20 protein-coding genes are annotated in these 26,904 nt (G+C 62.9%); 3 read left to right on the forward strand and 17 right to left on the reverse strand.

The window, feature by feature from the left end; all coding sequences use genetic code 11:
• Positions 1-27: 27 nt before the first annotated feature.
• Complete coding sequence (locus tag QCM77_RS13850) at positions 28-708, forward strand: SDR family NAD(P)-dependent oxidoreductase (RefSeq protein ID WP_279683952.1); 681 nt, start codon at positions 28-30, stop codon at positions 706-708.
• Positions 709-942: 234 nt separating this feature from the next.
• Here the strand turns inward: QCM77_RS13850 and QCM77_RS13855 are convergent, their stop codons facing one another.
• The gene (locus tag QCM77_RS13855; RefSeq protein WP_279683953.1) at positions 943-2,130 is read right to left on the reverse strand and encodes a CaiB/BaiF CoA transferase family protein; all 1,188 of its coding nucleotides are present in this window, start codon (positions 2,128-2,130) and stop codon (positions 943-945) included.
• 167 nt (positions 2,131-2,297) lie between these two features.
• Between QCM77_RS13855 and QCM77_RS13860 the strand changes: the two genes are divergently transcribed.
• Entirely contained in the window at positions 2,298-2,978 is a 681-nt protein-coding gene (locus QCM77_RS13860) for a VOC family protein (RefSeq protein ID WP_279683954.1), read from the forward strand.
• Positions 2,979-3,218: 240 nt separating this feature from the next.
• On the opposite strand, the gene QCM77_RS13865 is transcribed toward QCM77_RS13860, so the two are convergent.
• The 4 genes from QCM77_RS13865 to QCM77_RS13880 form a co-directional block, all read right to left on the reverse strand.
• Positions 3,219-4,565: a carbohydrate porin gene (locus QCM77_RS13865; RefSeq protein ID WP_279662695.1), complete on the reverse strand. Its 1,347-nt coding sequence runs from the start codon at positions 4,563-4,565 to the stop codon at positions 3,219-3,221.
• A gap of 151 nt (positions 4,566-4,716) precedes the next feature.
• On the reverse strand, positions 4,717-5,775 hold the full coding sequence (locus QCM77_RS13870; protein WP_279662694.1) for an ABC transporter permease: 1,059 nt from the start codon (positions 5,773-5,775) through the stop codon (positions 4,717-4,719).
• Positions 5,772-7,298 carry a sugar ABC transporter ATP-binding protein gene (locus tag QCM77_RS13875; RefSeq protein ID WP_279683955.1) on the reverse strand — a complete coding sequence of 509 codons (1,527 nt, stop codon included), beginning with the start codon at positions 7,296-7,298 and terminating at the stop codon, positions 5,772-5,774. Before QCM77_RS13875 ends, QCM77_RS13870 begins: the two co-directional genes overlap by 4 nt.
• Before the next feature lie 63 nt (positions 7,299-7,361).
• A complete protein-coding gene (locus QCM77_RS13880) occupies positions 7,362-8,327 on the reverse strand; it encodes a sugar-binding protein (RefSeq protein WP_279662692.1) in 966 nt (321 codons plus the stop codon).
• A gap of 252 nt (positions 8,328-8,579) precedes the next feature.
• Between QCM77_RS13880 and QCM77_RS13885 the strand changes: the two genes are divergently transcribed.
• A complete protein-coding gene (locus QCM77_RS13885; protein WP_279662691.1) occupies positions 8,580-9,842 on the forward strand; it encodes an ROK family protein in 1,263 nt (420 codons plus the stop codon).
• Between the two features lie 229 nt (positions 9,843-10,071).
• On the opposite strand, the gene QCM77_RS13890 is transcribed toward QCM77_RS13885, so the two are convergent.
• From QCM77_RS13890 to QCM77_RS13945, 12 genes are all read right to left on the reverse strand, one after another.
• Positions 10,072-11,574 (reverse strand): class II 3-deoxy-7-phosphoheptulonate synthase, encoded by a 1,503-nt coding sequence (locus QCM77_RS13890; protein WP_279683956.1) that lies wholly within the window; start codon positions 11,572-11,574, stop codon positions 10,072-10,074.
• Positions 11,575-11,700: 126 nt separating this feature from the next.
• A complete protein-coding gene (locus tag QCM77_RS13895; RefSeq protein WP_279662689.1) occupies positions 11,701-12,897 on the reverse strand; it encodes an FAD-dependent monooxygenase in 1,197 nt (398 codons plus the stop codon).
• 93 nt (positions 12,898-12,990) lie between these two features.
• Positions 12,991-15,546 carry a phosphoenolpyruvate carboxylase family protein gene (locus QCM77_RS13900; RefSeq protein ID WP_279683957.1) on the reverse strand — a complete coding sequence of 852 codons (2,556 nt, stop codon included), beginning with the start codon at positions 15,544-15,546 and terminating at the stop codon, positions 12,991-12,993.
• A 956-nt stretch (positions 15,547-16,502) separates the two neighbouring features.
• Complete coding sequence (locus tag QCM77_RS13905) at positions 16,503-16,886, reverse strand: c-type cytochrome (RefSeq protein ID WP_279683958.1); 384 nt, start codon at positions 16,884-16,886, stop codon at positions 16,503-16,505.
• A gap of 13 nt (positions 16,887-16,899) precedes the next feature.
• The gene (locus QCM77_RS13910) at positions 16,900-18,669 is read right to left on the reverse strand and encodes a GMC family oxidoreductase (RefSeq protein ID WP_279683959.1); all 1,770 of its coding nucleotides are present in this window, start codon (positions 18,667-18,669) and stop codon (positions 16,900-16,902) included.
• A 10-nt stretch (positions 18,670-18,679) separates the two neighbouring features.
• Positions 18,680-19,393, reverse strand: a complete 714-nt coding sequence (locus tag QCM77_RS13915) for a gluconate 2-dehydrogenase subunit 3 family protein (RefSeq protein WP_279662685.1) — start codon at positions 19,391-19,393, stop codon at positions 18,680-18,682.
• Positions 19,394-19,476: 83 nt separating this feature from the next.
• Positions 19,477-20,256, reverse strand: a complete 780-nt coding sequence (locus QCM77_RS13920) for an ABC transporter ATP-binding protein (protein ID WP_279683960.1) — start codon at positions 20,254-20,256, stop codon at positions 19,477-19,479.
• Positions 20,257-20,287: 31 nt separating this feature from the next.
• A complete protein-coding gene (locus QCM77_RS13925; protein WP_279683961.1) occupies positions 20,288-21,130 on the reverse strand; it encodes an ABC transporter permease in 843 nt (280 codons plus the stop codon).
• Positions 21,131-21,197: 67 nt separating this feature from the next.
• On the reverse strand, positions 21,198-22,337 hold the full coding sequence (locus tag QCM77_RS13930; protein ID WP_279684010.1) for an ABC transporter substrate-binding protein: 1,140 nt from the start codon (positions 22,335-22,337) through the stop codon (positions 21,198-21,200).
• A gap of 389 nt (positions 22,338-22,726) precedes the next feature.
• A complete protein-coding gene (locus QCM77_RS13935) occupies positions 22,727-24,097 on the reverse strand; it encodes an NAD(P)/FAD-dependent oxidoreductase (protein WP_279683962.1) in 1,371 nt (456 codons plus the stop codon).
• Between the two features lie 23 nt (positions 24,098-24,120).
• Positions 24,121-25,431, reverse strand: coding sequence for an MFS transporter (locus tag QCM77_RS13940; RefSeq protein ID WP_279683963.1), 1,311 nt, complete (start codon positions 25,429-25,431; stop codon positions 24,121-24,123).
• Between the two features lie 91 nt (positions 25,432-25,522).
• Complete coding sequence (locus QCM77_RS13945) at positions 25,523-26,758, reverse strand: pyridoxal phosphate-dependent aminotransferase (protein ID WP_462676331.1); 1,236 nt, start codon at positions 26,756-26,758, stop codon at positions 25,523-25,525.
• Positions 26,759-26,904: the final 146 nt, after the last annotated feature.

Here is a 26,904-nt window from a genome sequence, read left to right on the forward strand (position 1 = left end):
TGAGGCGCGCCGACAGGGACTGAGATCATGAACAAGAGGCCCCACGCACTCGTCACCGGCGCCAGCTCAGGGATTGGCGCGGCGATCGTCGAGCGCCTGCTGCGCGACGGTTGGCGCGTCACCGGGATCAGCCGACGGCCCGCGCCGTTCGACCACCCGGCGTTCGATCATTTGTCACTCGACCTCGCCGATGTTGACGCCATCGCGGCCGCCGTCGCGGACATCGTGCCGACCGGGCTCGTTCATGCCGCCGGCATGCTCAAGGTCGGGCAGCTCGGATCGCTCGACCATGACGAGGGCGCTGCGATGTGGCGGCTGCATGTCGACGTCGCCGAGCGCCTCGCCAACGCGTTGGCACCGCGCCTGAAGCAGGGCGGGCGCATCGTCTTCATCGGCAGCCGCACCGCATCGGGCGCGTCCGGCCGCGGGCAATATGCCGCGACGAAGGCGGCGCTGGTGGCGCTGGCGCGGTCCTGGGCGATCGAGCTCGCACCGCGCGGCGTCACCGTCAACGTGGTTGCGCCGGCAGCGACGGAGACGCCGATGCTGAAGGATCCCTCGCGCGCCGATGTCGCGCCCAAATTGCCGCCGATCGGCCGCTACATCCGCGCCGACGAAGTCGCCCACGCGGTGGCATTCCTGCTCTCGGCGGACGCCGCCGCCATCACCGGACAGCAACTCGTGATCTGCGGCGGCAGCTCGCTGTGAGTTGGAAGCAAGACGTGGCGGGAAGGTCGCCTGCGGCCATCCTTCGAGACGCCCGCCTGCGGCGGGCCCTCAGGATGAGGTCGGGCTTCGCGGCGAGATATCGGACCCTCATGGTGAGGAGCCCGCCAAAGCGGGCGTTCCGGACGATGCTCTGCATCGCCGGGCGAACCATGCAGGCCGAGCACGTCCGGCAATCTCTCCGCTGCCCCTCTCCGATAGCCCTGCCCTTGCTCGCTAGACGATGCCGCCTTGCCGGAGCGCCGCGATCGCGGCCTTGTCGTAGCCGAGCTCAGTCAGGATAAGATCGGTATGCTCGCCGAGCGTCGGTGGGCGCGTCGCGATTTCGCCGGGCGTTTCCGAGAGGCGGACGGCGGCGCGTGTCACCGGTGCGGGCTTCGGCAAGCCGGGATAATCGACATCCTGCATGAAGCCGGCGGCACGGATGTGCGGATGATCCAGCGCCTGTTGCGGGCTCAGCACGGGGCCGGTCGGAATCATGGCCTTGCCCAGGGTGTCGACGGCCTCCTGCGTGGTGCGCTCGGCGCACCAGCGCGCCATCCGTTCGCTGATGACGGCGCCGTTGTTGCCGCGGCTGATGTCGTCGGCAAAGCGCGGATCGTTCAGCCACAACTCCTCCTCGCCCATCAGCTTCGCCCAGCGCTTGAACAGCGGATGCCCCGTGACCTGGCACAGCACCCAGCCGTCGCTGGTACGGTAGATGTCGGCGGGCGCCGCGGTCTGGCCGAGATTGCCTGATGGCACGCGATTGACGTTGATAACAGCCTGCTCGATCAGCGTGGCATTGGTGAATGACAAAGCGGTTGCGAGCAATGCGCCCTCGACGATCTGCCCGCGTCCGGATCTGCCGCGCTCGATCAGCGCGGCGAGCGTGCCGAACGCGCAATGCAGCGCGGTGCCGAAATCGACCCAGTTGACCGCGGCCCGGTAAGGCGGATCGCCGGCGCCCGTCATGTACACCGCGCCCGACATGACCTGCCCGACACCGTCGAAGCCGACGCGGTCGGACCACGGCCCCGGCCCGCCGAACGCGGTTGCCGTCGTCAGGATGATGTCGGGCTTGATCGCCTTGAGCGAGTCGTAGTCGAGCTTCATTGCGCGCAGGGTCTGCGGCGGCAGATTGGCGACGACGACGTCCGCGGTCGCGACCAGGCGGCGCATCACCTCCTGCCCTTCCGGCTTCATCGGATCGAGCGTGAGGCACTTCTTGTTGCGATTGACCTGAAGGAATAGCGCGCCTTCGCCACCCTCGCCGACCGGCGCCACGAAGCGGTCCTCACTGCCGTCGCGCTTCTCCACGCGAATGACCTCGGCGCCGAATTCAGCCAGCAAGGTGGCGCAATAGGGCCCCGCGATATAGCGCCCGAAATCGAGAACGCGTACGCCATCCAGAACTCCCCCCATGGTTCTCTTTCCTTGTGTGTTTTTGTCAGATTACAGGGAATGGTCGTCGCGACAAGGTGGCAACCGGCATCATACCCTGCCTTAAGATGTGATCGGCCAACAGTTCGGCTGGCGGAAATTGTGCTCTAGTATGACCTTGCCCGTCATCCTACCCGAGAGCCGCATCCATGCCTCAACAATTCGATCGGTCTGCAGAAGACCTCGGCAACGCGATCCATTTCGAGCACGTCAACATCCAGGTCCCGGATCAGCGCCTCGCCACCCTGTTCTACGTCACGGGCCTCGGTCTCACCCGCGATCCCTACCTCATGGTGTCCGACACCAACATGTGGATCAATGCCGGACGGAGCCAGTTTCACTTGCCGAGCGGCCGGCCGCAGGTGCTGCGCGGTCATGTCGGGCTGGTCATTGCGGGCCGCGAAGCGCTGCTCGCGCGATTGGCGTCGGTCGCCAAAAAGCTCGAAGGCACGGCGTTCGCCTTCGCCGAGTACAACGACCATGTCGAGGCGATTTGTCCGTGGGGCAACCGCATGCGCATCCATCAACCGGATGCGGCGCGCTTCGGGCGCATCGCGCTCGGCATTCCCTATGTCGAGTTCGACGTGCCGGTGGGATCCGCAGCTCGCATCTGCGCCTTCTACCCTGAAGTCAATTTGATCTCGCGCGAGGACAATCGATACCAGTACCGGTTTTGCGACATCGTCGATCTCGACAGCGGCAAGCCTCTGTTCACGGTCGAGCACGAGGTGCGCAGCGCAACGCACCCGATGTTCTTGCGGCCGATGGTCAATCGCAATCCAGCGATCAACAACCGCAACTACGCTTCCGGCCATGATCAGTCATCCTAGGCGATGGGGCCGGATCAGTACGAGGGATAGGCAATAGCCAAATCCCGCGAGCCAACTCCCACGTGCCAACTCCCACGTGCCAAGTCCCGCGTGCCAAGTCCCGCGCCTGGCAACGGCAACGTCCGGATGACCGAAGTCTCGGTTGCAGGGCGGCCCCGCTGAGCGGGGCCGCCGCATGTTGCGTGCGCTCCGGTGGGACGGGCATGCCCCACCTTTCGCATCAGACGGGTGAGCATCCCGTCAGAAGTGGACCTCGGTCCGCATACCAAGAACCACGGCATTGTCGGTCTTCACGCCCACGGCGTTATAGCCGCGCCCGCCGGGATTGATCACATACTGTGCGTCGAACTTGAGATTCAGCCAGCCGGTCGCCTGCCATCCGTACCAGACTTCGATCGGAACTTCGTTGCCGCCGGCATTGGGGCTGAGGGCGGCCGTGTTCACGTGGGTCGTGCCCACCGCGAAGCCGACTTCGTCCTGGGGACGCCAAGTGAACGTTCCGGTATGCCGGAAGCCCAGGGCGATCTGGTAGTCCTGGTACGACGTCCGGTGATCGGCGACGGTGGTATTGAGGAAGGTGTACCAACCCACCGCACCCGGACCGTCCACGGTCAATCGCTGCAGGATCGACTCGTAAACACCGTAGCGGCCACGTTGATCGCTGAGATTTTGATCCGGCACGCCACCGATGCCCGGGATCGTGCTGACAACACCGGGAAGGCCGCCATCAATGGACGAGGCGCTGTCGTACCAGCCGCCAACTCTCCAGGTCCCGGTCAAGGGCCCCTTCGGCGTCCAGACCAACTCCACCGGCACCATCACACCACTGGCGGGGTTCGAGGCGGGGATGCCCGGCAAGAAGTAGATGCCGGGGTCCGACGTGGTCAGGTAACCCGGATTGGCGTCGTAGACGCCGACCGAGATCGTGAACTCCGGCGCGATCTTGTAGTGGACGACACCGGCCCACTGGCTCACCGGCCAGTTGTAGATGTACCCGCCCTGGATGTTGCCGGGCTGGCCGCCGCAGAAGGTCAGGTTGATGAACTCGCACAGACCGAAGAAGAAGTCGGAGCCGACCGGAAGACGGCCGCCTTTTAGTTCGAGGCGGTCATCGAACAGCTTTTGCGAGTAATAGAGCTGGGTCAGGCGCAGGATATTGCCGCGGCCGAACACTTCGTTGGTCAGCTGCAAGGCGGGAATGCCCGCCTCGGTATTCAGATTTTTGCCGAAACGATCGACCAGCGTGAGGCCGACTGTGCCGCCGGGGATGCCGGCAAGTTTTCCCATGTCCAGCTTCGCGCCAAACCACAACTGACCGGCGTTGGCTGCGGTGTTCCTGCTTCCACCCGACAGGTTACCGACGGATTCGTTACCGAGCGTCAGGCCGATATCGATGCCCTGCTCCTTGAGCTTGGTCCTGCCGAGATCGCCGAACAGATACGGTCTCGTCCAGAAATCGTCAGCCGCATAGGGAACAGGAGCAGCCTTCGTCGAAAAATCGGCCGCATATACCGCACCGCCAAGCAGCGATGAGAAAGCAATCCCCACACCGCACGCACATGCAGTGTTCACAAACCTGCGCAACATTTGTCTCGTCCTCCCGCCGTTTCAGGCCTTGTCATCCTTGCCTCACGTTCCCCGCCCAAGCCATCAAGCCTGGAACGCGTTCCTTCCCCAGCCCACACCGCCGCAGCCGCGCGCCACGAAGCTGCTTTGTGCCGACTTGAGCCTGGATCCGTCATGCCTGGTCGCCCGTTCTCGCCGGCAGCGCATCCGCGCTGCGCGGTGCTGCGCCCTGCTGTTTTTCAAGTATCGATCTCGGCGTCGTGCGGGCGAGGCCGGCCAGCGCCATCTTGCGCCGCCGTCGGGCCTGCAATTGATGATCCGCCAGCACGCCGAGCAAAATCACCGTCCCCATCACCGCGAAGTTCAGTGAATTGGGAATGCCCAGGATGTTCACGAGGTTCTGCAGCACCTGCAGCAACGCCGTCCCCAGCACGATACCGAGAATTGAGCCCTCGCCGCCGCGCAGGCTGCACCCGCCCAGGACCGCAGCCGCGATCGCGTAGAGCTCGTAGAAATTGCCGAACGAGCTCGGAGACACTGAGTTCGTGTAGAACACGAACAAGACTGTCGAAACGCCGGCGAGCCCGCCGCTGACGATATAGGCGGTTGCGATCACGATATTTGTATTGATGCCCGAGAAGCGCGCCGCCTCCTCGTTTTTGCCGACGGCATAAAGCCAGCGCCCGTAGACCGAACGGTGCAGCAGCACGCCGAGAATCAGCGCAAGGATGATGAGGAGGATGAAGGTGTTCGGGACGCCCGCCACATTGCCGGAGGCGATGTCGCTCAGTGTCCCGGCTTCGTCGCCGTAGCCGAAGCCGCGTGTCGAATCGGTCGTATAGTAGCGCGCGGCTCCGCGATAGATCAGCAACCCGCACAGGGTCACGATGAAGGGCTGCATTTTCAGCCGCGTGATCAGGAAGCCCTGGATGCCGCCCAGCGCCAGCCCGCCCAGCAGCACGGCCAACAGCGCGATGGGCCAGGGAACTTCATAAGTCGTCAGAAGGTCGACGAATACGACGCCGAGCAGCGCGAACATCGAGCCGAGCGAAAGGTCGATGCCGCCGGTGATGATCACGAGCCCCTCGCCAAGCGCGAACACACCGAAGAGGCCGATCAGATTGGCCATGTTCAGCAAGTTCACCAGCGACAGGAAGGCCGGATTGATCGCGCCCGTGATCGCGGCGATCACCACCAGCAGCAACCCGAGGCCGAGCTCTTTCTTGATCATGGCGCAGCCGCTTCCATGTTTTCCAGCGCCTGGCCCATTGCTAGCCGCAACACGTTGTATTCACTGAACTGCGGGCGCTCGAGCACACCGCTGACGCTGCCTTCATGCATCACGGCCACCCGGTCGGAGACGCCGATGACCTCCTCCATGTCCGAGGAGATCATCACGATCGCGACGCCCTGCTCGGCGAGTTCGCGCATCAGCGCGTAGATCTCGCTCTTGGCACCGACATCGACGCCACGGGTGGGCTCGTCGAAGAACATCACGCGCGGCTGCATGGAAAGCCACTTGCCCAGCACGACTTTCTGCTGGTTGCCGCCGGAGAGCGTCACCGCCTCCATATCGATGCTCGGCGCCTTGATGGACAGACGCCTCACCTGCTCTTTCGCGATCTTGCGCTCGGCCGCGCCGCTGACCAGCCACATCCGCGCGTAATTCAGCAGGCTGGCGAGCGTCACGTTCTCCCGGATCGGCAGCTCCAGCACGAGCCCGGATTTCTTGCGGTCCTCCGGCACCAGATAGATGCCTTGCTTGATCGCGTCCCGCGGCGATGCGACTCCGACCGGTGCGTTGTCGATCCTGATCTCGCCGCCCAGCAGCGGGTCGATGCCGAAGGCCGCGCGGGCAAGAGAGGTGCGGCCGGCGCCCACGAGCCCCGCCAGGCCCAGGATCTCGCCATGCCGCACGGAAAGATCAACCTGCCGGTCGGGAAAGGCTGATGTCACGAGGCCGACGATGTCGCAGCCGCCCGGCTGCGGCGGCCGTTTCGGCGGCGTATGCAGCGCCTTCAGGTCGCGGCCGATCATCAGCCGGATCATCGCGGCATGGCTTAGCTCATTCCGCGCCAGCTCTCCCACCGTGCGCCCGTCGCGCAGCACCACGACGCGGTCGGCGCAGGTCATGATCTCGCCGAGCCGGTGGGATATGTAGATCACTGCGATGCCGTGTGCCTTCAGATCGGCAATCACCTCCAGCAGCCGTTCCGTCTCCGAAAGTGTCAGGCTGGAGGTCGGCTCGTCCATGATGATGACACGGGCGTCAATCGAGAGCGCCTTGGCGATCTCCACCATTTGACGCTCCGCGATGGACAGGTCTTCGACCAGCGTGTCCGGCGCGAAATCGGCACCCAGCCGCTCCAGCAGCGGGGTCACGCGGGCACGCATCTCGGCATTGTCCACCAGCTTCAGCGGCCCGCCCATAAGCTTCTCGCGCCCGATGAATACGTTGGCTGCGACGTCGAGATTCTCGAACAGGTTCAGCTCCTGGTGCACGAAGGCGATGCCGGCCCGCGTCGCTTCGGTCACCGTCATTCGGGCATGCTCGCTGGCGCCGATGCGGATCACGCCTTCGCTCGGCGCGATCACGCCGCCCAGCACCCGCATCAGCGTCGATTTGCCGGCGCCGTTCTCGCCGATCAGACCCAACACTTCGCCGCGATAGACGCGCAAGTTGACGTCGTCGAGCGCCCTGACACCGGGATAGGTCTTACTGATCCCACTGAGCTCCAACAGTGTCTCTGCCATTCTCCGCTTCCTCCCGCCCAAAGCCCGGCCACCGTGGCAGCCGGGCCGTGAAGCACGCTGAAGTCACTTCTTCAGCAGCTCCTTCAGATGAGCGGTAAACTCTGCGACGTTGGACTTGCTGATCACTTGGGTCGGCACGATCAGCTTGCTATCAGCCGGGATCCAGGACTTGTCGCCGTTCAGCGTCTTGATGATGTTGGTGGCGGAGAGATACCCGAACTCGTACGGCTGCTGCACGACAGTGGACTCGATTGTGCCGTCGGATATTCCCCGCAGCGTGCGCTGATCCTCGTCGAAGCCGACGATCTTCACCTTGCCGGCCTTGCCAGCCGCTTTGACCGCGTCATAGATCAGCGGAGTCTCGTAGCTCCAAAGACCGGACAACAGCGCGATGTCAGGATATTTGACGAGCACGTTCTCCATATTCGCCTTGGCCTTGGCGAAGTCCACCTGGTCGGTGAACACGTCGACCAGCTCGACCTTGGTGCCGGCGATCGCCTCCTTGATACCCTGCACCCGCTCGCGGGCGTTGTCCGCGTCCATCGTGCCGACGAACAGCGCGATCTTGCCGCCGTTCGGCAACGCCTTCTTGATCTCCTCGCCTGCCTGCCGCCCGGCCGCGACGTTGTCGGTGCCGATATAGGCGAGACGCTTACTCTGGGGCGCGTCGCTATCCGTCGTGATCAACACGGTCTTGGCCGCGACCTTGTTGAGCTCTTCGGTTGCGTGCGGCGCATCGTCGACAGAGATGGAGATGCCGGCGACGCCGCGCACCAGCAGGTCGTCCAGCTCGCGCCGCTGACCCGCCGCCGTCGCTTCGTTAGTCACTATCAACTGGATATCGAATTCCGGATGCTCTTTCTGAGCCTTCTCGAGCCCGCGGCCGGCGATGGTCCAGAAATCGGCCGCGGCATTGGTGACCAGCGCAATGGTCTTTTTCTGCTGGGCCTGCGCCATCCCCGTGGCCATTGCCAGCGCAGCGGCGGTCGCCAGCAGCGGCACCATCAATTTCTTCATTGAAGCGTTCATATACATCTCCCTTGGTCACCCCCATGGGGGCTACACAGCGCTTTGCGCCTTATTTTATTTACACAGCGAAGAAATGCCGCAGAGCGAATCATCCGATACGGGATGTACTTGGGCCATCTTCAAGCCTAGATAGTACACATGGTACGATGTTAGTAAATATGGCCCAATTCAACAGCCGTCCGATGTGCTTTTTCGATCACACTGCTAGCTCCGGCCCACTATTAATTTCAGATTTCGAATTAAAGGGACAACATGGTTGACCAAGCTGAGCCGCCGAGACGTGTCTCGACCCTGGCCCGCGGATCGAGCCGCGGCCGCGTCGTCGAGGTCTTGCGACGTCAGGGGCCGTTGCCGCGCGTCGAGCTCGCCCGCACTACGGGCCTGAGCTTCCCCGCTATTTCGGGCCTGACGTCGAGACTGATCGCGGAAGAGTTGCTGTGCGAGACTGAGACAGCGGCGACCTCGTGGTCGGACGACACCGACGAAGAGGATGCGGACGGTCTGAATGGCCGTCGCCGTGGCCGGCCGGCCGTGCTGCTGACCCTGAACCCGGAGTTCGGGCGCATCATCGCGGTCTCTATCCGCATGAACCTGATTGAGACGCTGATCGCGGATTTCAGAGGCTCCGGCGTGGCGCAGTCGCGACTTGCGCTCCCGACGCGCGCGCTCGATGCAGCTGCGCTGTGCGATCTCGTGATCGCGCAGATCAATGCGATGCTCGATGCGACAGCCACGCCGCGCCATCAGCTGCTGGGAATCGGAATTGCGCTGCAGGGCATCGTGAACGCCGACACCGGCTGGACGCTGTGGAGTCCGGCGTTGTCGATCACCGACGTCGATCTGGCGACGCCGACACGTCAGGCGTTCGGTGTCGAGGTCGTGATGGCGAACGACGCTGTCGCAGTTGCGCTGGCCCTCACCGCCGCTGAACCGGCATTGGCGCAGGGCCTCTCAGCCACGATCATGGTCGGTCACGGCATCGGAATGGGCGTCGTCGTCGACGGTGAAGCGCGCGGGGGCGCCGGCAGCGAGATCGGCCATGTCAAGCTGGCGCCGGACGGTCCGCAATGCCGCTGCGGCCAGCGCGGCTGCATCGAGGCCTATCTCGCCGACTATGCGCTCTACCGCGACGCCCGCACCTTTCTCGACCTGCCGCCGGCGGACTCGCAGCAACCGTCCGAGGCGCAGATGGCGCTGCTGCGCGAGCGAGCACTGGGCGGCGACCCCCGCCTCAAGCACCTGTTCCAGCAGGCAGGTCGCGCGCTTGCGGAGGCGGTCGCCGCAACGATATCGGTGCTGCGCCCACACCATGTGATCCTGGCGGGCCCCGGCCTGCAGGCATTCGACATGATGCGCGGCGCCTATGAGGAGCGGCTTGAGCAAGCGGTGTTGCCATCGCTGCTCAAGTCCACGGCGATCTATCTGCGTCCAAGCGAGTCGGCGGCAATTGTCGACGGCATGGTGCGGCGAACGTTGGGGGTCGTGGACCGAAACCACATGGAAGCGACCGAGTAAGTACCGGGAGGCAGGACCTGGTCGTCCGCCGCGCGATGCGTTCGCATAGCGTCCAAACGAGCGCGAGTGGAAGGTCTATTGCGCACTGGGTACGGCCGCCCGTGCTCGCCCGAAATTTCCGCCGATTCCGCGGCGCTCGGCGCTGACCGCGATTTGTGCACCGTCGCCAAACTTCGCAATTATCCCGCCGCCACCGCGCGCCTCGCGGAAGCGCGCTTCCGCATGAGCGCTATATCGACGCGACACGCGCTCTGCCCTCTGAGCGGCCTCCCGCCATTCGAAGCTGCTTGCCAGCGACACGCTCCATCCTGGACATCTCGGCAATCAGAAGCGCCAGCTCGAGCGCTTGGCTGGCGTTCAGTCGCGGGTCAACCGCTGTCTGGTACCGCAGCGACAACGACTCGTCCGTGATGGACCCGGCGCCGCCTGTGCATTCGGTGACGTCCTCGCCGGTCATCTCGAAATGCACGCCGCCTGGATGGGTGCCCTCGGCCCGGTGCACGTCGAAAAAGTCAAACACCTCGGACACGATTCGATCGAACGATCGCGTCTTGTAGCCCGACCGCGAGGTGACGGTATTGCCATGCATCGGGTCGCAGACCCAGCCGACGACCCGCCCGGCTTCCCGGACCCGGCGGAGCAGCGGCGGCAGTTTTTCCTTCACCTTGTCGGCGCCCATGCGGACGATCAGCGTCAGCCGGCCGGGCTCGTTGTTGGGATTCAGGACGTCGATCAGCCGGATCAGGTCGTCGGGCTCAAGCGAGGGGCCGCACTTCAGGCCCAGCGGATTCTTCACCCCGCGCAAGAACTCGACATGCGCTCCGTCAATCTGGCGTGTGCGGTCTCCGATCCAAAGCAGATGGCCCGACACGTCGTACCAATCGCCAGTGTCGCTGTCGATCCGGGTCAAAGCCTGCTCATAAGGTAACAGCAGGGCCTCGTGACTGGTGAACAATTCTGTCACACGAATCGCCGACGTGGTCTCCCCGGCGGCGCTACAGGCAGCTGTGAACTCCAGCGCTTCGTCGAGCCGGCTGGCGAAGTTTTCGTAGCGCTCAGCCCAAGGCAACCGGGCAGCAAAGCAGAGGTTCCACTGGCGCAACTTATGCAGATTGGCGTAGCCGCCCTGGGAGAAGCCGCGCAGCAGATTCAGGGTCGCGGCCGATTGGTTGTAGGCCTGGATCATGCGGGCCGGGTCGGGCATGCGCGACACCTCGTCGAAACCGGAGGCGTTGACGATGTCGCCGCGATAGGATGGCAACGAAACGCCTTCGATGACCTCCAGCTCGGCAGAGCGTGGCTTGGCGAACTGTCCGGCCATGCGGCCGACTCTCACAACCGGCAGGCCACCGCCGAAAGTCAGGATAACCGCCATCTGCAGCAGCACACGGAAGGTGTCTCGGATCTTGTCCGGATGAAACTCGGCAAAGCTTTCGGCGCAGTCGCCGCCCTGCAGGAGAAATGCCCTACCCTCGGCTACGCGCGCGAGCGCCGCCTTGAGCGATCGCGCCTCGCTGGCAAAAACCAACGGCGGATAATTGCGCAGGATCTGCTCCACCGCGGCCAGCTTTCCCGAGTCGGGGTATTGTGGCATCTGCCTCGCTGGCCTCTCGCGCCAGGACCTTGGAGTCCAACCATTCGAGGGAGCAGACTCGTCTGAAGCCAACAGGTCGGTCGCGCGAACATATTGAAAATGATCCGAGACCGGGACCTTCAACCACACGTCGTTCATCTGCGGGCTCCTTATTACTGGAATGCAGTTACGAGTCTTGTCGGCAGATCTAGAGGCGGAGCTTCGTCGCGTAGCAGCGCGCAAGCTTATGGAAGACAAGAAACGCTCGGCCTCTGTGGAGCGCGCTCACGCCGCTTCCGCGGACCGCGGGAAAGCTGATCGACCCGTTGGAACAGGAACCAGCAATCGGAGACGCTCTTCCCCTTCGTGGAGAATGACGTCAGGTCCTCCCGCCCGGTCCGACATGACGATCTCTGCCGTCGCAGGCCGCCTGATGCTCTCGTATCGCGCGAGTCCGCCTGCCGGATCGCGGCACGAGGCGAGCTCTCTCGCCAGCACCTCGGCGTCGAGGATCGCCTGTCCGGCACCGTTGGATCCAAGAGGCACTAACGGGTGGGCCGCATCGCCAAGAAGTGTTACCCGGCCGAAACTCCACCGCGGTAGCGGGTCTCGATCCATCATCGGGAATTGCAGGATCGTGTGCGCATTCCGGATCAGCTCGGGGACGTCCAGCCAGTCGAAGCGCCAGTCCGCGAAGACGTCGACAAAATCCTTCGCATCCCCCGGGCAGTTCCAGTCCCGCTTGCTGCAGAAGTTCCCGGGGTCGGGGACCTCGACTTCGGCCACCCAGTTGATGAGCTGCGTCCCGTCGTCGTAGTTGCGAATGGGATAGATCACCATTTTGCCGACCGAAGGCAGCCCGATGCGCACCATGGTGACGCCATCGAGAAATTTGGGGCGGCGTGTCACCCCACGCCACATGAAGACTCCGGAATAACGAGGGGCGCCTTCATCGGGATAGAATTGCTGGCGGATCTTCGAGTGAATCCCGTCGCACGCGACGACGATTCCTCCACGCTGCGGTTCGAGTTTTTGACCGGTTCGACGATCCCTGAAGTTCAAACACAGCCCGTCGTCGTGCTCCGACGAAACGCCGGCACACTCCCAACCGGTTCTTATTCGGTGGGGTCCGAGACGTTCGCGTACTGCGTCGAGCAGCACCGCCTGCAGTTCTGCGCGATGGATCGAGAGTTGCGGCCAGGTTTCGCCGGCAAAGCGCCCGACGGGCATCTGATGCAGCGGGCTGCCGCAACGATCGAAGTAGGCACTCGCACGGGTTGGGATTGCGCGCTTCTCCAGTTCCTTTTCAAGCCCAAAGCCCGCCAGCACGCGCATGGCATAAGGCAGCACATTGATGCCGACACCGACCTGCTGAATAACCGGCGTCGCCTCGTAGATCGTCGAACCGATACCCGCCTTCTCGAGAGCCAAGGCCAGAGAGAGGCCGCCGATTCCGCCTCCAACGATGATCACGTCACTCATTCTCGTCTCCTGCTTCTCGCAATAACCGTCTGATCAAACCATCCGTGTCGCTCACCGATGGGCTCTCGAATCATTGGTCCGCGTCGGCGGTCATCAAACCGCCGTGCGAAGGGAATGGTGAAGCGGGCCGTAGCCGTATTCGGGTTCGTGATCGTTGCTTTCGTGTCGAGGCGCGTCCGGCTCGTCCGCCGCGTAAAAATAGAGATCGGTGTTGGCGGAGAGAATGAAACCGGAATAGATGTCCTGGATCGCAGCCTTGCTGAAGTGCTGCGCCTCGTGCTTCGTGGCCACGAGAAGCGAGACATAGCGGTCGATCTCGCGCTCTTTCCACGCGACCTCCTGAGCCAGCAGAGGCCACGCACTCAGCAGTTGATCGGCCGTCAGGTCCTCGGGGCGAGCGGGTTCGACGCCATGCTGCGCTTTGTAGACAAAACGCTTGGCCTGGACATATTCGACATGGATCGACGCCAGCAGCTGGCGCGAATCCTTGATGTCGTTCGGCCGGAGGCCGTCTGCCAGTGCGATCACCTCGCGCCATTCGGGGAGCGAGCCGGTCAATGTTCGCCAGGCAAGCTCCATGCGCGTGCGTGCGGCCGCGTAGGCGATGTTCTTGACATAGCCGCGGAAGGTGGCATCTGCCCTGTACAGATCCCGCAGATCGCCGACGTCCCGTGCCGCCAGCAAGCCCGCGCCGATCAATTCATGATGCACGCCACTCAACATCAGGGCCCGCGTCCAGGGGATCGCGCGAATGGCATCGGGTCGGGATTCCAGTTCCTGCACGTCGAAGGCCCGCGACGGAGGGCGGGTGCTCTTGCTGTTGGCGCGAACGATGTCGAAGCGCGCGATACCGCGCAGCAGCGCCGGCAGCATCGGGTGCTCGAAGAAGCGCTGCTTGTAGAGCCGAACGATTGCGATCCAGTCGACCCGGGAAACCCCATTCGGTCCGCCGCCCCGAGACGGCTTTGCGATGCCAAGCGGCGGGCGGCGCATTGCGTTCGCAAGGAGGAGATCCCGCAGGCACTGGTGTGCCATCACGGGCGTCAGCAGATGACTGCGCATCTCCAGAATACCGGAGAGCATGTAGCGCGCATCGCGGCCGGCGAATGCGTCAAAAGCCTCGAGGTTCTCGGCGATCGGCCCGTTCGAGCGCGCGTGCTCGTATCCGATCACGATGCTGGGCACGACCTCTATGCCGAAGCGGCCGGCGATCGCGCGATGGCGCTTGGCGATCTGCATATTCGCGATATGCATCGCCTTGCCGCCCTGCTTGCCGGTGTCGCTGGGCCCGAACGTGATGAACTGCCGGCGGCCGCGCAGCTCCAGATGCTCCCGATAGACCGGATTGGCGTAGAGATCCTCGACCTGCTGCAGCATGGACTCTGCGCCTGCGAGATCCTCGGGCTGCAGCGCGATATCGACACCGTTGCGGTGGCCGGCGGCCGCCAGCAGAAACAGCAGCGCCAAGGGCTCGTCGATGTTGCCGGCTTCCGCGATGCCGTGGATCGCAATCCGGTCGCTATATGTCTTCAGCAGCTTGAGTGTGTTCAGCGTATTGAGGGCGTTCAGGATGCGAATGTGCCCGCGATCGACATTGTAGATGTCGATGTAGTCCCTGCCCTGGTAGTGAGCTGCCTTGTCATGGAAGGCCTGACTGTTGTCGTCCCAGAAACGCCGCCACAACTCTTCGGGCAGATCCTGACGCTGGCCGTTGCATCCATGCAGCCGGGAGAGAAGCTCGACCCTGTCGGCGGTCGACAGGTCCGCATAGCAGGAAGGTCGGCCGGGGCCGAGCGGCCCGGCGATCAGGCCAGGTGGAATGATGCTGTCCACCACCTCGGTGAACATGGCTGCGTTCTGACGGAATTCGATCTTGAGATAGTGGAAACCGAAGACGCCGATGCGCAGCATCAGCGCGCGCACGCGCTCGTCAGCGCCATAACCGCTGGCCTCCAGCTCCGCCAGAAACTGCGATGACGAGGTGAAGGCTTCAGGGTGGACGGAATCGAGTCTCTCCGCGAACTTCCGGAAAAAATCCGAAGCCGGATGGCCTTCGGCGATCTCGGCAAGGTCGCGCCGATAATTGGCGCGAATGCCTTTCTCGAGTGCGACAATCAGTCTTTCAGTGTGCGCATCCGTGTCGTGCGGCCGCCCGTCGCGATCACCGTAGAGCCAGGTGTAGGGCCTGAGGCAGGTTTCCAGATCCGCAGGATCGATCCCCTGCCTCGCGAGCAGGCGGCCCGCCTCGCTCAGCGCCTGCGGCAGCGCCGCGTACACGCTGTCGGCGTAGAGCAGCTGCGTTGCGATGAGGTCCACATCCTCATCGGACCAGATCGCATCCCACAGGGTCTGGAGCGCATCGCTGACGGCGCGCTTCGACAGGTCATTGTCCAAAACTTGATCCAAGTTTTGTTCCAAGCCACCTTCCAAGACTTGCACGAGGCCGCGAAGGCCTTTGACGACCCTGGCGCGCAGAAACTCCGTCTCCTGGCAATGCAGGCCGAGCTCCATGCGCAGAGGCGCGCTCTCGCCGCGCGATGGCCAGCATTCGGTTTGATCGAGGATGACCACGTCGCGTCGCTGGCGGTTGAGACAGGCCTGCAACGATGCGTTGATCAGGAGCTGCCGCATCAACGCAACGCGGAGCATTCTCATGTCGTGCGGATCGGGAGACTGCTCCTCGACTGCTTTGGCTGCACCGCACGCGCCGGATATCGAACGGATCGATGACTGCGCGCCGTAGATCTCATTGAGATCGGCTTCGGTGACGACGACGGCGTCGCCATCCGAGAGCGCGTCTTCTCTGAGAATTGGAATGAACTTGTTCCAAATTCGGTTAAACTGCTGCTGTGATGCCGCAATGCGAGGTGCGGCTTCCGTGACTACGGATGGAGCAGCTATACTTTCTATCTTGCCGTTTATTTTAGATTCTGCCGCCATTGAGATCACATCACGCGAATACATAGCCCTAATCCTTTCGTTTTAGCGAACTTTAGGCTAGATTTTCGACAGCGTAGAGATCGATTTTAAACTTTAACTTACTTACTTTTCTTGATTCTCTTCTTCTTTTATCTCTATTTTTACTTCATTTCTCTAACTTATTGCTTGAAGCAAGATGCCATCTATCACACGGCAATTTCAGCACAGGATCGATGAAACGTTACCAAATTTGCGCGCCGCGTCAATTGTATGCGGTGCACAAATCTCGGTAAAGTTGCACGAATTGCGGGCGTCACTCTGCGTGTGTTTTGCGCATTGCCGGCAAGCTGATCAGAGCAAGCATCGGTCAATCGCCCGACGACACAGCATGCTCTGCGCTCGAACAGAGAGTCGTCGAAACGGCGAAGCGCTTGATTGCGCGGGAGCCTGGAACCCGCGGCGAAAATCGTCGTCCGCGTGAGCGTTTCCGACGCGTCGACAACACGCGTTCTACACGGGAGAGCAATCGTGCGATGCGCGATAGCTGGCATATCCGCACGGCAACCGGTGAAGCTTGCGACGAGATAACACGATCATTGCCGGCGATGCGCGGCCGGGGTTACGCCTGACGGGCATCAAAGCGTCGATGTGGTGCTGCACGGCTGCCGAAATGACGGCCGTCGCGATCACTGTTCGGTTGTTGCCTTGTGCAGGTAGGCGATCAGGTCGTCGCGGTCGCTCTTCTCGGACATGCCTGCAAACGGCATGCGGTTGCCGGGCACGAGCGTCTGGGGTTCGGCCAGGAATCGATCCAGTGTTGCATCATCCCAGACGAGACCGCTGCGGCGCATCGCGGGCGAATAACGAAACTGCTCCTGGCTGCCGGCCCTTCGGCCGAAGATCCCCGCGAGCGGCGGTCCAAGGGTTGCGCCCTCCTGTTTGGTGGCGTGACAGGCATGGCATTTCTCAAACAGGCTTTCACCCTTCGCCGGATCCGCGGCCTGGACGGCGCTCGCGTCGGCGAGGACGAACACGCATGCGACGAACCATTGGCGCACGAGGTCCTTCATGGTGTTGCCCCGATCAGGTGTGCAAGAGCGGGCCCGGATCCTTCAGATACTTCGTCCGGATCGCGTCAGCTGCCCAATAGGTCAGCGCTCCGACGGCGCCCGTCGGATTGTAGCCCGAGTTGTGCGGGAAGCCGCTGGCGCCCATGACAAAGACGTTGGGAACGTCCCAGCTCTGCAGGTATCGATTGAGCGCGCTTTTGCCGGGATCATGTCCGGCAATCGCGCCTCCGGTGTTGTGCGTGCTTTGATAGGGCACGATCGAATAAGGAGCGCGGCGAGGCGTCTTGGAGCCGAGATGGGTTGGCCCCATCGCGCGGGCGATGTCATGTGCGACGGTCGTCAGGTGGGCCGAGAGCTTCTCGTCGTTATCAGTGAAGTTGTAGGTCATCCGCATCAGCGGCAAACCGAAGGCATTGCGATAAGTCGGATCGAGATCGAGATAGTTGTAGCGACTGGCCATGTTAGAGCCCTGCACCGACATCTGCAGTGTGCGGTTGTACCAGCGCGCGGTCGCTTTCTTCCATTCCGTTCCCCAGCGAGGGGTGCCCGGCGGCACGGCACGTTGATTGATCGGGCGTCCTCCCAGCGAAGCGCTGTAGATCGAGGCCCCGCCGATATAACCCACCGGCCCGTGGTCGAAATTGTCGCCGTTGAAATCATCGATGACGACGCCCAGCGACCCCGCCCCCATGAAGGGATTGAAATTCCTGTCATCGAAGAACGCCTGCACGACCGTGGCCACCTGGTAGCAATAGCCCTTCCCCACCGTGCCGGTATCGCTGACCGGGTCGTAGGGCCTGCCGATGCCGGACAGCAGCATCAGGTGCACATTGCCGAAGCCGTACGCGCACAGGATGACAAGGCTGGCGGGCTGCTCGAATTCCTCCCCCGTCAGCACGCTGGTGTAGGAGACCCCGGTTGCCCGCTTGCCATCCGGAGTGAGGTTGACACGCGTGACCCAGGCATGCGGTTTCAGAGAGAAGTTCTTGTTGCGAAGCGCGGCCGGGATCACCGTGATATGCGGGCTGGCCTTGGCATTGGCCTCGCACCCGAAATTCTCGCAGAAGCCGCAATATTGGCACTCGCCGAGCTGGATGCCGTCCGGATTGGTGTAGGGCCGGCTCATATTGGCCGCCGGGCGCGGAAACGGATGATAGCCAAGCTTCTTCGTCGTCTCCGTGAACATCTCGCTGGCGAGGCTCGGCTTGAGCGGAGGGTTCGGATACTCGCGCGCACGCGGCCCCTCGAAGGGATTGCCTCCCTCCTGAATCCGGCCGGCGATGTTGCCCGCTTTGCCGGAGATGCCCGCCATATACTCGAACTTGTCGTAGAACGGTTCGAGTTCGGCATAACTCATCGGCCAGTCGGCCAGCTGCATGTCCTGCGGGATGAAGGATTTGCCGTATCGCCCCTCCACGCGGGAGCGCAGGGCATGATCATGCGAAGACAGGCGATAGGTCTGTCCATTCCAGTGGACGCCGGCGCCCCCCACGCCTTCGCCCGGCAGGAACGAGCCGAGCCTGCGCATCGGCAGCGCCCGTTCGGCCGGCTTGTTGCGGAAGGTGAGTGTATCGCGGCTGACGTCCATGAACAGCTCGTTGCGGACGGCATAGCGCAGTTCGTCACGGATCATCGGCACCGAGAAACCTGCGTCCGAGCGCGGCGCGCCTCGCTCCAGTCCGACCACGGTCAGGCCCGCATCCGACAGCTCCTTGGCCATGATGCCGCCGGTCCAGCCCATGCCGACGATGACGACGTCGACCTCCTTGAGTTTCGTCGTCATCGGATCGTCCTCACGAGAGATCGGCTATGCCGAGCGGTTCGACCGGATACGGCTTGCCGCGGAAACGCTCGATGTTCTCGGCATGCGCGGCAATGACACCGGGAAAGCCGACCAGCTTCCAGCCACGCTTGTCCTTATTGCCGCCGTAGATCGGATCGGCGAACAGACCTTCCATGACATTGGCATAGGCCATGTCGAAAAAGGCTTGGGCCGGGACCTCCTGCAGATGCAGGCTTCCTTCGGAGAGGGCCTGCACGATTTGCTGGCGCTGCGCGGGTTGAAGCCTGTCGAAACTGCCGCCGTGGACGGCCACGCAATGGGCTTCCACGGCGCGGATGGCGCAGCGGTAAAAATCGGCGGGAGCAAGCGGCAGCTGATATCCCTGCTGCGATGTGCCGGCAGCCCAGGGACCGAGCAGATACATCCGCGCGCCACGGCCCCAGGCACCGGCGAGCTGCCTGTCGATATAGATGGTGATGCCGAGCTCCACTCCTGAGGGCGTGAGTTCGTCGGCCGGAATCATATGATCGACGAAAGCCTCGATGAATGCCACCTCGTTAAGATCGAAGAACTGATAGGATCGCGCCGCCGCGCTTGCGGCCGGACTGTCCTGAGCCTTGTCCTTTGGTGGCACCTCCGCAGGAGCGGGCGAAACGGGAATGGCGACCCCGACCCCCACGGCTCCCGCCATCGTCAACACGTCGCGCCGAGCTATATCCACCATCTTGATCTCCCTTGATCTCCCTTGATCTCCCTTGGCCTGCTCTTCATGCGGCCAGATGTGCGGTGCCTTGTCGTCGCGGGGCGTCAGGCTGCGTGGAGCGAGACATCACCCGCGACAAGCGACCAGATCTCTTTCTTCAATTCGCCCCATGCAGGGGACAGCTGAACATCGATATTGCGCGGCCGCTCGAGATCGTTGGCGATGACCGCCTTGATCTGGCCGGGATGGGGCGACATCACGACGATCCGATCGGCCATGATCAATGCCTCATCGATGTTGTGGGTGACGAGCACGACCGTCTTGAGGCTCTCCCGCTGAATGCGGCTCAGCTCCTCCTGAAGAACGTGACGCGTCATGGCGTCGAGCGCCGCGAACGGCTCGTCCATCAACAGCACCTCCGGATCGGCCGCCAGACTGCGCGCGAGCGTCACGCGCTGCTGCATGCCCCCGGACAACTCGGCCGGATAATGATCGGCAAAGCCGTGCAGTCCGACCATCTCGATGAACCGGCCGGCAGTGCTCCGGCACTCGTCGGCAGGCAGCCCCTTCATGCGGGGGCCGAACTCGACGTTCTTGCGAACCGTCTGCCACGGAAACAGCGCATAGGACTGGAACACCATGCCGCAGCGCGGATCGATGCCAGTGATCGGGCTCGATCGCAGCAGAATGTCTCCCTGCGACGGAGGCGTAAAACCCGCGAACATGTTCAGCAAGGTCGACTTGCCGCAACCTGACGCGCCGAGAAGACACAGAAACTCACGCTCGTACACATCGAGATTCACATCGCGCAACGCCAGAACGTCTTCGTTCGGACGCACGGAAAACGACTTGCTGACGTGTTGTGCGGAGAGAATGACAGACATCGAAACGTCCTTTGTCGCGGAAGTCAGGGGATCAGCTCTGGCGCTTGTGGCGCTCCCAGGGCAGCAGGGCGCGCTCCAGCCTGTTGGCCAGGAGGTCGGCGACCAGCACCGTCGCGGAGATGCTGACCATGCCTACCAGCACCAGCGCGAGATTGCCCCAGTCCTTCGCCGACCAGATCAAAGCGCCGAGGCCATTCTGGGCCGCGACCATCTCGGCCGACAGGACGCAGGACCAAGCGATGGCGAGACTGACCTTGAGACCGGACAGAATGCCCGGGAGGGCACCGGGAAGAACGACCTCCCTCATGACGGCAAACTCGGAGGCGCCGAGGTTTCTCGCTGCCTTGATCAGGATAGGATCAACCCGCTTGGTGCTCTCCAGCGTGTAGAGCAGGACGTAGATCCAAGACCCCATGAACACGATGGCGACTTTCTGGGCCTCGCCAATGCCGAGCCACAGCATCGTGAGCGGGATCCAGGTGATGGAGGGCAGCGGGCGCAGCAACGAGATCAGCGGATCGAGCAGCGCCTTCGCCGGCCACCAGCTCCCCATCAGCACGCCGAGTGGGATCGCGATGGCGGCAGCAAGCGCGAAGCCGAGAAAGACCCGCAGCGACGATGCACCAATGGCCCACCACAATTCGTGAGTGGCGGCGACGCCAGCGGCTTCGCTTGCGACCTTGAACGGAGATGGAAGAAACAGCGGCGAAACCCAACCGCGCTCGGTCACCAACGCCCAGGTGATGCAGAAGGCGAACACGCCGAGGATGTTGAGCAGGATGATCGGTCGGCCACGAAGACTCGAGCCGCGCTTCGGCTTCGTCAGGTCGGGCGGAGCCACGAGATTGCTGGCCATATTGCGTGCCGACGTCATGTCACTTGTCTTTCCATCAAATTAGGCCGCAGGGAATGCCGCTCCGCTTGCGTGGACCAGCCAGACTTCACAGTTCAGGAACAAACGACGTGTTTTCCCATTGCTTGACGTCGGGAGCGCTCTCGATCTTCTTGTTTCGATGGAGCCAGGACGAGAGAAACTGCATCTGCTCGGTATGTCTGTTCATGTGCTCTCGCCAGCCTTTCGAGCCGTAGTATTTGAAGTTCTTGATGCCGGCGAGCACGACATCGGGTGGTTGCCGGAAAAGCGGCGCGACGGCAGCGGCTGCGGCTTCGGGATTCTGGTTCACATAATCCGCCCCACGCATGATCGCGACCGCGAGCCGGCGCGCCTGATCGGGATGCTCCTCCACGAGCTTTCGGGAGATGATCAGGATGTCCGGCGACGACATCGTGCCGAAACGCTTGTAGGTCTCGGTGTCGGCGTCGGTGCCGAGAAGCTTGCCATCCGGAGCAGCCTTCTTGAGGTTGTCGAGCAGCGGTTGCCACACACAGGCCGCATCGACATCGCCGCGTCCAAGCGCAAGCGCCATCTCATTGGGCGACAGATTCACGAACTGGACGTCCCGCACGCTCATGCCGGAGTTCTGAAGCAGGCCGTCCATCGTCACTTCGGCTGACGTGTTGGCGGCGATTTTTTTGCCCTTGAGGTCGGGAAAGGACTGGAAGCCTGCCCGTGCCCAGCATCCTTCGCTGCCGGGAGAATCGTCGACATTGGCAAAATAGAAAAAGCTGTTGTTGCCGCGCGCCATTTCGCTGATCACGGTCGAGCGGCCGAGATTGCTGAACGCGACGGAGCCCGCGGTGACGGCCCGGATACGGTCGCTCGAACTCAAGATCACCTGGACGCTAACGTCCAAGCCTTCGTCTTTGAAGAAGCCCTTCTCGACGGCAACGAGAATGGGGACCTGGCCCAGCCAGGTGACGGAGCCGGCAAAATCGAGCTTGGGCATCGGTTCCGCGGTCGCCGCGGTCCAGGGGACCTGCGACACAAGGATCGCCCCGATCACTGCCGCCGAACCAAAAATCCTTGCCCCAAAAAGCCTTGCCCCAAAGATCCTTGCCGATGTCCACATCGTTCGTCCTCCAGACCACATCGCTTTTCCTTTCCAAGCAAATCGCAGGCCAATTATGAAACGGTTCCAAATAGGCATCCGAAGTTGCCGATGTCCTGGATCGCGGCGCATTTTCACGGCGGGGCGTCGCTTTCTGGCGTTGCCAAGCAGATGGTCTTCCCACTGCGACGCGATCGGTCGCTTAATCTCTGCGCATCGTTGCAACGATTGTCATCACAAGCGCCAGCGCCGTAGCGAGCTCCTACGTTTGGCCAACGCTCATGCCAGCTCTTTCGCGCGCGGCACCGAGCGGATGTGTCGCCCATGCAGTCTCGCCAGTTCTTTGGAGATGAAGAGATATCGTCACGATGAAAAGGGATCCGGCGGCGCTTGTCGGCGGCGATACGCACGCAAGGTCGCGATCGACGACGCGGCCTCGATCAACCCGGTTGCTCAAGCGCACCGAAAACCGGGCGCATGATGTGCGATCTGGATCCGACCTCGCTCAACAGCTCGCGTGATCAGTTCGCGGCGTGTCGGTGGATCGCGCGTTGAGAGGCGCTGTGGGTGCGCCCCCAGCGGCGTTCGCGCCAGACGTCGATGCGATCCATCCATCTCCGCTGCAGCGCCGCTCCGCTGGCGATAGCGTTGGCTCCCATCGGCCAGCGCGGACCGTCCTGCGGGGTGACGACAGGGAACGCGAGTTCGTCGGAATGCGCACCGGCGACCCGGCGCGCGAGGTCGCGGCCAAGCAGCGGGCCAAGAGCAAGACCGCGCCCGCTGAGGCCGAGCCCGACCATGATGCCCGGCGCGGCCTCGATGATGCGCGGGTACTGGTCCGGCGCCATATCGATCCACCCGCTCCAGCTCGACTGCCAGGTCACGCGACCGAGGTGCGGAAAAAGTCCGGCAATGCGCGCTGCGGCGTGCTTGAGATTGGCGCCGCCGGTTGAAAACATCGGCCCTTCGATGGTCACCACAAGGCGCCCGTCTCTGGTAACGCGAACACCGGACGGCAGGCGGCGCGTATCGGTCAGGGCTCGTCCGCCCGGAAGGATCGTGCTTGCGATCTCGGTGCGGAGCGGCTCGCTCGCAACCTGGTGGACGCGGATCGGAAGGACGTGAGCGCCGACGCCGGGCGCCAGATCGTTTCGATAGGCGTTTGTGCACACCAATATCTTGTCGGCAATCAATGTCCCGGAGCCGGTCTTCAACTCCCAGCTGGTTGCACCGTGACGACGGATCGCTTCTGCTGGCGAGCGGCAGAACAGGCCGACACCGTTCATTGCCGCGGCACGCGCGAGACCGACGGTGAACGCGAAGGAGTTCAGCGTGCCGCCGCGGTGATCGAGCAGCGCGCCCGGATAAGCTCCGCCGCCGATCGCCTGTGAAGTCTTGTCTCGATCGAGAATGTCGATGGTCGATCCACGCTTCTGCCAAAAGGCCGCACGTTGGGTCAGTCGTTCGAGACCTTCGGAAGAATGAGCCGCAAAAATCAGCCCGCCTTGCACCGCCTCGCAGGCGATCTGATAGGTCTTGATCAATTCGAAGACAAAATCAGGGCCGCTGGCAGCCGCCGTGACCAGCCGCTCGCCGAGAGTTTCGCCGAACAGTTTCAGCGCATGCCCTGGTTCATGCTTCAGGTAGGGAACGACCTGGCCGAAACTCCGCCCGCTTGCACCGGTGCCGATCCCATTGGCTTCCACCACGGCAACAGTCATTCCGAGTCTCGCGGCATGGAGCGCCGCCGACAAGCCGGTGAGCCCCGCCCCGACGATCGCCACGTCGGCACGTTCGCATCCTGTCAGGACTCGGGTCGGGGAATCGTCGACACCTTTCGTGTAAACCTCGGGCAGCGAAGTATCATTGTCATGCAACAACCCGTCTCGCATGACGCTCTCCTTCTCCAAAGACATCACAGTAGGCTCTTGGGGGGCAGAGCCTGCGGCCGATTGGCCAGGGCATGATCAAGCATGAGCAACAGCGGTGGAGCGGCCCAGGTCATCGCGAGAGCCAGCAGGGCGACAGCATCCATGCCGACAAGCTGCCCGCCCGGCGCAATATTGAGCAGGAATGGCGCGCTGGCAGCTCCCGCGGCTTGCGCAAGATTGGTGACCGCAGCGATGAGGGATTGAAATGCCGCGCGCTCGGCAACAGCCGGTACCCTGGTCACCCAGGCTTGGTTGACCGTGCTGCGCACCAGTTGAAACGCGATGACAAGAGCAAACAGTGGAATCGCAGGCAAGTCGATCACACCGCGGCCGATGAAGACGACCCCCAGCAGGCCGGTGGTCACGACGGCGACGGCAATGGAGACCGACGTTGCGCCGAAGCTGTCGACAAGGCGACCTGTCAGCGGCATCACCAGCACGCTCACGATGCCGCCCAGCAGATAGACATCGGCCAGGCGCGCAGGCGACAGACCGGCATTATGGACTGCGAAGATGGCCAGGTTCGGCGAGATCAGCAGAGCCGCATAGGACGCGCTTGCGATCAGCATGAACGCGAGAATACTGGCGCGCGCAGTGACGAGCTCAATCATGGCGGCATGTTGCTCGGACCAATTCCACGTGCGCAATTCGGCCAAGTGCTGGCGTTGTGCGCCGATTTGCCAGCTGACGATTCCAGCCAGAATGAGGGTGATGGCAGCAATGCCGACGAAGTTCATCTGCCAGCCCATGTCCGAGGCCGCGACCATGACCCCCAGTGGCAGCCCGGCGATCAATGCCAGGCCGTAGGCGCCGATCAATATCCCGACCGCCGCGCCGCGCCGTTCCGGCGGCACATTGTCCGATGCGATCGCGATGAGCAGCCCCCACAAGGGACCGGCAAACAATCCGGCAAGAGCCCGCATGACAACGAGCTCGACGATGTTCGTCGCCGTCGCGCAGACGGCTGTCGCGGCGACGAAGCCGAGCGCGCAGGCAACCAGCGCGATGCGGCGGTCAAATCTGTCGAGGAAACCGGCCGCTACGAATCCGCCAACAGCAGCGGCGATCGAATAGCTGCTGCCGAGAAAACCGACTTGCTGAGGTGGAAAGCCGAGACTGTCCGCAAGGAACGGGCCCAGCGGAAAGATGATGATGGAACTCAAGGCAACCACGAACGCGACCGCGCTGAGCAGAACGATGGTCTGCCGTTCCGAAAGCCGGGGTCGACCGGTCACGGCCATGCCTTGCGCCGAACTGATCAGACGGCCCTGCTGCGAATGGTCATACAGACCCACGGGGACTCCTTGTATGGCGCTCGGCTGCTTCGGGAGAACCAGAGATGCCGGACGCGCGAGCGGATGATGCGGGGTCGAGAAGCCGGATCGGTCAGGCCACGGCAGCCGCCACGTCGAGGCGTTCGAGCTGCGCGCAGGCCGCGGTGATCCGCTCCAACCCCTGCTCCAGCCGCTGATTGGACGCCGCATAGGACAACCGGAAATGTCCGGGCATGCCGAACGCGGAGCCGTGCACGAGCCCGACGCCGGCACGATCCAGCAGATACAGCACGAAATCCTCGTCACTGGCGATGACGCCTCCATCCGGACGCCGCGCCCCGATGAATTCCGCACAAGACGGAAAGACATAGAAGGCTCCCTCCGGCTTGTGGCAGACGATTCCATCGATCGCGTTGAAACCGTCGACGATCATGTCGCGTCGTTTTTCGAACGCAGAGACGTGCCCGGCAATGAAATCTTGAGAGCCGGTGAGAGCCTCCAGAGCGGCAGCCTGACTGATCGAAGACGGATTCGTCGTCGAGTGGGACTGGATGGCCGCCATGGCCTTGATCAGCGGGCGTGGCCCGGCGCCGTAGCCGATGCGCCAGCCGGTCATGCAGTATGTCTTCGACACCCCGTTCATCGTCAGGGTGCGATCATAGAGCTTCGGCTCGATCTGAGCGGCGGTAACAAATTCGAAATCGCCGTAGGTCAGATGCTCGTAAATGTCGTCGGTGAGCACCCAGACGTGCGGGTGACGCACGAGCACGTCGGTGAGCGCCTTGAGCTCCGACCTCGTATAGGCCGCGCCCGATGGATTGGACGGAGAATTGAGGATCACCCAGCGTGTCCTGGGTGTGATCGCCGCCTCGAGGTCCGCGGCTGCAAGCTTGAAGCCCCGCTCCGCCGCGCACGGCACGATCACGGGCGTTCCCTCGGCAAGCAACACGATTTCCGGATAGGAGACCCAGTAGGGAGCCGGAATAACGACCTCGTCTCCAGGGCTCACGCTTGCGATCAGCGCATTGTAGACGACCTGCTTTCCCCCGGTGCTGACGACGACCTGATCACGCTCATAGCTCAATCCATTCTCGCGCCGGAATTTGCCGGCGACCGCATCCTTCAGGGCGGGCGTCCCGTCGACGGCCGTGTATTTGGTCTCTCCACGCGCGATCGCGGCGGACGCGGCCGCCTTGATGTGGTCCGGGGTGTCGAAATCGGGCTCCCCGGCAACGAGGCTGAGAACATCCCGGCCAGTTGCAGCGAGGGCCGCCACACGAGCTGACAGGGTGACCGTAGGCGAGGGCTTGACGCGCGTCAGGCGCTGAGCGACTTGGAACAAGTTCATCTCCCAAAATGCCAGAATGGCAGCGATTATCATTGCTTTCGCAGGTCTGTCAATGAACCGTTTCCAATCTAGACGTGAATCCCCGTGTCTATTTCGTATGACCTGTTCATTTCCGTGCTAATGGGCGCGATAGCGCCTCCGGGCGC

The sequence above is a fragment of the Bradyrhizobium nivariense genome, assembly GCF_029846695.2.
Lineage (GTDB): Bacteria > Pseudomonadota > Alphaproteobacteria > Rhizobiales > Xanthobacteraceae > Bradyrhizobium.